Source organism: Acidithiobacillus albertensis (assembly GCF_001931655.1).
Taxonomy (GTDB): domain Bacteria; phylum Pseudomonadota; class Gammaproteobacteria; order Acidithiobacillales; family Acidithiobacillaceae; genus Acidithiobacillus; species Acidithiobacillus thiooxidans.
In genome coordinates, this window is the sequence record NZ_MOAD01000030.1 from 1 (window position 1) to 3,161 (window position 3,161).

Annotated in this window: 4 protein-coding genes; 2 read left to right on the forward strand and 2 right to left on the reverse strand. The window is 45.0% G+C overall.

Features of this window, described 5'->3' with window-relative positions; genetic code table 11:
- Positions 1-675 precede the first annotated feature (675 nt).
- Positions 676-957 (forward strand): type II toxin-antitoxin system RelE/ParE family toxin, encoded by a 282-nt coding sequence (locus tag BLW97_RS16590; RefSeq protein WP_010642617.1) that lies wholly within the window; start codon positions 676-678, stop codon positions 955-957.
- 16 nt (positions 958-973) lie between these two features.
- Positions 974-1,333, forward strand: a complete 360-nt coding sequence (locus BLW97_RS16595) for a HigA family addiction module antitoxin (RefSeq protein ID WP_010642615.1) — start codon at positions 974-976, stop codon at positions 1,331-1,333.
- Between the two features lie 433 nt (positions 1,334-1,766).
- Here BLW97_RS16595 and BLW97_RS16600 read toward each other — a convergent pair whose 3' ends face one another.
- Together BLW97_RS16600 and BLW97_RS16605 are read right to left on the reverse strand one after the other, a co-directional pair.
- Positions 1,767-2,042, reverse strand: coding sequence for an EexN family lipoprotein (locus BLW97_RS16600; protein ID WP_143214956.1), 276 nt, complete (start codon positions 2,040-2,042; stop codon positions 1,767-1,769).
- Between the two features lie 357 nt (positions 2,043-2,399).
- Positions 2,400-2,561 carry a DUF1328 domain-containing protein gene (locus BLW97_RS16605; RefSeq protein ID WP_010642612.1) on the reverse strand — a complete coding sequence of 54 codons (162 nt, stop codon included), beginning with the start codon at positions 2,559-2,561 and terminating at the stop codon, positions 2,400-2,402.
- Between the last annotated feature and the right edge of the window lie 600 nt (positions 2,562-3,161).

The window sequence follows — 3,161 nt, forward strand, 5'->3', positions numbered from 1 at the left end:
AACAGAAAAAATTTCCAGGCATTGGCAGCTGACTGAGGGATATATGCATGCCTTTAAAAATACTATGCATAGCATTATTTCTGGAACCAATATTCCCATTAATACATCTCTTGCTGAAAATGCTTTCGGTTTTCAGATGAATTATATTTTTAACTAGATTTCATCAAGAACCGCTGTTAAAAACCGCTTGAGATTTATCAGTTTTTAGCAGAAAACAGCGTCAAAATGGTTTGCCCTTGACCTGACATCTATTCCACAAAATATGTCAATCTATCAAGTGGTTAAATATTCATTTTCAACAAAGTCGCATGGTAAATGCATGATGCTGACATATGGCATAAAGATGACGCTGATTAACAACCTGGGTCCGCCACCATGGGCAGAGTATGGAAGGCCAGGCCCTTGGCAACATGGCAATTGGCACTACGGGCCCTGGCATCATAAACCCCGGCACCATGGAAACTAGCATCGCTGATAGATCAAGAAGATGCGATGCGATTCGCCATGAAGCAAAGCTAAATTCTGCATATGATCGTCGATAATGAATGACCGCAATCAGTCTGGGCCAGCCATCAGACGGCGCTGTTTCCTGCGGTCCAGTTTGGAAACTGAGAAGTGCGGGACTAACAGACATCGTTATTTGACGCTACTATCGGATCGCGTTAGCATTCACCAATGATCATGAGCTTTGCGGACAAGCAAACCGCCGCAGTCTTCGCTGGCCTGAAAGTGCGCCGCTTTGGAACGGAATTATTGCGGATGGCGCAGCGGAAACTGGCACAGTTGCATCGCGCCGGCCGGATCGAAGATCTGGCTGTACCGCCAGGCAACCGCCTGGAGAAGCTCTCCGGCGATCGGAGCGGCCAATGGAGCATGCGCATCAATGACCAGTGGCGGATTTGCTTCGTATGGCGCGACAGCAACGCCTGGGACGTGGAGATCGTGGATTATCACTGATGGATGGAGGTATATCGTGAGCATTCGTGTGGACGAGATCGAAAAGATGGATTTTTCCGATGTGGCGAATCTGCGCGAAGGTCGGTCTGCCCCCATTCACCCCGGCGAGATCTTGCTGGAAGACTTTCTGAAGCCGATGGGCATCACCCAGTATCGTCTAGCCAAGGAAATCGGCGTCCCGCAGCGCCGTATCGGGGAGATCGTGATGGGAAAGCGGGCCGTTACCCCGGATACCGGGCTGCGGCTGTCCCGGTTTTTCGGGATGAGCGACGGTTTCTGGGTGGGCCTGCAAACCGATTACGATCTCGCCGTGACGCGCCACGCGATGCAGGCAGTTCTCAATAAGATTCAACGATACGACGTGCATGCGGCGTAACGACCAGAATCCGCTGGTAACGACTCCGGCAGGTTGAGTTTGCCACACTCTGTGGCAGGCGGGCTGAAAGGCTATATTGCAGCGGAAGCGGTCATTCGGTCTACTGGCCATCACGTTCTCAAAACTCGCCACTAAAGCTATTGCATTAGATTTTGAAGAGGCTCCTTTCAAAAATAACACATGTAAATTTTGATTTTTCTAATAGTTGCAGCAAAAAAGCTAGGTCAGCTTGACAAAGAGAGATACGATAGTGCCAGACTTGGTACCAGAACCGCCCAGTTATTGCGCAGAGAGGTGCCTTGGTTATAATTCATCTGCAACAATCCTTGGCGTGAGTTATGAAGTGAATTCGCCTGGAAGCGATTGTCAGCGTGAACGTCTTCATCGTTTTCCATGCATTCATGGATAATTTCTCCTTTGCCATCAACACACCTCAAGACAAGTCTTTACCGAAACTATGTAGGGTTTTTTTAGCGTTATAGGACAATGCATTACCAGAGGCTTTTTCAGCATTTTTGCAGGATTCCAACTTGTCTCGGCCTGCACTGTTTTTACACCAGTCTACTTCCTGCGACATTTTTTTCTGATGATGCAAATACCAGGAAACGGAGTGTCCCCCCTGGGGTCCTTGAGAAACAGCTGAACAACCGGCAAGAGCTATTCCGAATAATGGCGGTATCACCAGAAACAGTTTTGATATTTTCATCATTTCCTCCTTACTACGCATGAATGAATCATAGGTCAATATTTTATATTCGTGATCACGTTGATAATAAAACATGTCGAATTGTTAAAAAAACCATTAAAATTAATCAACTGACGCTCCGCCAATAAAATCCACGATTAAAGAAAATTATGCATCTTTAATGTCAATGATAGAAATATTTAAAGCTTTAAGTAATTTTTAGTAAGTTCAGGTTGTCGCCAACAGCCGACAACCTGAAGAAGCATGACCTTACAAGAAAATGCCAGTCATGTGGATTCACCCTTTAAAACATAATATTCTAGGACTTTCGGTTGAAGGGACGCCTAAACACTAAGCAGTGCCCAACGAGTATCTGTATAGTCACAGTCTTCGCCTTCCCGTTACAAGTGCCACCAAAAATAGAATGATAAATATCACAAAGAGAATTTTAGCAATTGATGCTGCAGCACCTGCAATTCCGAAGAAGCCTAACATTCCAGCGACCAACGCTACGATAAAAAACACTAAAGCCCAGTAAAGCATGATTCCCTCCCGCAACTTTATATAATCCAAGGAACTTGAATATAGTTTAAAAATAAATATTCCGCAATCAGAAAACTATTCTAGTACAAGCAAAAACCATGAAATTCAAACATAAACTTATTTAATGCGTTAATAATCAATCTGGTAAATTATATAATCTTTTACTGTTTTTTATTTTAAAGATGCTGTATCGGTATTTTAAGGAGGCATAAGGGATCGAAGGTTGGTTGAGAAGGATAATTCAGCAGAGTGCCAGGTTGCGGCACGCTGGAAGATAGTGCGGCCCTTGAATCTGGCTGTGGCGGAGTTGGCTTAAGTGGGGAGGCCTTTCTGCCAGGAGTCATGAAAGCCGGTATTTCGATATGTCTATGCTCTACATCAGATAATTTTTATTTCAACGAGATAACCGGTCTTGGATTGTGCCACGGCGATCATAACGTACAAAAAAACGACGTGAGAAAATAATGGCATGACTCATGAAACAGCCTAATGGGGCCCAAATAGGGGCGTCCCTTCATCTGCCCGAGTCACATATGTGCCCTACCGCACAGACGACTCACCATAAACTTCATATGATTGATCATTAGTTGGCCTATCACC

Coding starts and splice junctions, on each gene's coding strand:
- BLW97_RS16590 (WP_010642617.1), top strand. CDS start 676: ATGATCATGAGCTTTGCGGACAAGCAAACCGCCGCAGTCTTCGCTGGC.
- BLW97_RS16605 (WP_010642612.1), bottom strand. CDS start 2,561: ATGCTTTACTGGGCTTTAGTGTTTTTTATCGTAGCGTTGGTCGCTGGA.
- BLW97_RS16600 (WP_143214956.1), bottom strand. CDS start 2,042: ATGATGAAAATATCAAAACTGTTTCTGGTGATACCGCCATTATTCGGA.